This is a genomic window from Bradyrhizobium sp. BRP56 (genome assembly GCF_020194035.1).
GTDB lineage: Bacteria > Pseudomonadota > Alphaproteobacteria > Rhizobiales > Xanthobacteraceae > Bradyrhizobium > Bradyrhizobium australafricanum.
The window spans coordinates 1-794 of sequence record NZ_JADYVV010000183.1; the positions used below are offsets into that span (position 1 = coordinate 1).

1 protein-coding gene is annotated in these 794 nt (G+C 63.9%); it reads right to left on the reverse strand.

Annotated features, from left to right (window positions below):
• On the reverse strand, nt 1-794 hold a 794-nt coding region (locus I6F38_RS43275), incomplete at both ends, for a DDE-type integrase/transposase/recombinase (protein WP_225164699.1).

Below are 794 nucleotides of genomic sequence, written 5' to 3' on the forward strand. Positions count from 1 at the left end.
TGTTCGCGGCCAATGGCTTCGGCGATACGCCGGTTGAAGCGTTCGACGAGGCCGTTGGTCTGCGGGTGGTAAGGCTTGGTCAGGCGATGCTGGATGCCGCGCTGCTTGCAGAGCCGATCAAAGGGGTGGTCGCCGGAAGGTTTCCCGGGCGGCTTGTTCTTCTTGTCGACAGCGAAGCGGTCGGTGAACTCCGCGCCATTGTCGGTCAGGATGGTGTGAACCTGGTGCGGGAAGTCGGCCAGGAAGCGCTCGAGGAAGCCGGTCGCGGTGGCCCCGTCCCGCCTGGAATGGATCTCGACAAAGACGTAGCGGGTGGCGCGGTCGATGGCGACGAAGGCATAGCTGGTGCGGCGCTGCAGGGACGGCAGATACTTCACGTCGATATGGATGAAGCCGATGCTGGCGGTCTCGAAGACGCCGGCTTTGGGCTTGTCAGGCTTGGCGAGCCGGCTGATGCCATTGCGCTGCAGGCAGCGGTGAATGGCGCTGCGGGACAGCTTGGCATTGATGCATCGCTGCATCACCTCGACGATGTCATCCAGCGGCAACTGCAGCGACGTCCGCAGCTCGCAAACCGCCCTTTCTTCGACAGCCGACAGGCTGGTCACCAGGTTCTTCGGCCGGTGCGAGCGATCTTCGACCGTCGTGCGGTCGCGCCAACGATAGATCGTGGTCTCGCTGACCCCCAGTTCCGTCGCCAATTCGGCAACCGACTTCCTGCTGCGCTGGATATAGGCGCGCGTCTTCGGCGTCGTCGTGGCGTTCGCGTGCAGGCTCAGTTCCATGACCCGAGG